Raw genomic sequence first — 1,018 nt, forward strand, 5'->3', positions numbered from 1 at the left:
AGCAAAAAATGAAAGCACTAGCAAGATATTTGACCGGAAAATATATTTATATAGTTTGTTTGTTCATTCTTTTAATCTACATAAAAGTATTGCATCTGTCCTATAATTCATAACCAATATCAAAAAAGGCTAATTCTAAAGCAACTGCTTGATTCCAGCGTTCCTGAAGTTCTGTCAAATCTTCTCTACCTTTCCCGACACGATTGAGTTCGTCAACCAGAAATTGAACCCACTCTGTAAAGAAAGGACCTCTGTGGAGATTGATCCATTCCAAATGAATATAGGCTTCAGGTAGTGCCAAATCTTTAGAACCCCAGTCTAAATAGAGACCTTCTGCAATGACCAGCATGACCAAAAGATGAGCATAGTCTGATGAAGACACAGCAGAATACATTAGCTCCTGAAAGGCTTTTGTTACAGGGTGCAAGGTCACTTCTAGATAGTCATTCTCTGCTACTTTTAACTCTTTGAAAGCCTTTTGGAAATAACCATCTTCATCTGCTTCAAGAAAGCCTAGTTGCTTGGCAAAACGAAGTTTGGATTCAAGCTGGTCTGCGTGTGCTACGCAGGCACCCAGCATGGATAAGAAAGCATCAAAGAAATGATAATCTTGAATCAGGTAGTCTTTTAAGACCTTATTCTCAATTGTCCCCGCAAAAAGTTCCTTAACAAAACGATGATTGATTGCAGCCTGCCAATCCTTCTGACTGCTTTTTAATAATTCTCCAACGGTCAAACCTGGCTGAAATGCATAGTCTTGTATTTCCATATTTATTTTTCCTTTCTTTACTCCTTAGTAATCAATAAAATATCAAGAGATACCAAGCAAAATCGTAATTCCACTTGATACTTTTTAAGAACATCGAGGGCATTTGCAGAGAGCTACCTAAACAAGCCTATCCAGTTTGTATAAACAAAAAAACTCCAATTACAATCAAGAATTAGAGTTTAGCTTACAAGATTAGACGGTTCTTTTCAACATACGAAAAAAACCTTTTCACATTTCCCTTCGCCAGTA

The 1,018-nt window shown here is 37.0% G+C and carries 1 protein-coding gene; it reads right to left on the minus strand.

Annotation, left to right across the window (positions count from 1 at the left end; all coding sequences use genetic code 11):
• Positions 1-100 precede the first annotated feature (100 nt).
• The gene (locus HMPREF1115_RS08970) at positions 101-769 is read right to left on the minus strand and encodes a TenA family protein (RefSeq protein ID WP_000405340.1); all 669 of its coding nucleotides are present in this window, start codon (positions 767-769) and stop codon (positions 101-103) included.
• Positions 770-1,018 lie beyond the last annotated feature (249 nt).

This window comes from Streptococcus oralis SK610 (assembly GCF_000257455.1).
Lineage (GTDB): Bacteria > Bacillota > Bacilli > Lactobacillales > Streptococcaceae > Streptococcus > Streptococcus oralis_CB.

What these genes read in the sequence shown, in the direction of transcription:
- HMPREF1115_RS08970 (WP_000405340.1), bottom strand. Translation starts at nt 769, where the DNA reads ATGGAAATACAAGACTATGCATTTCAGCCAGGTTTGACCGTTGGAGAA.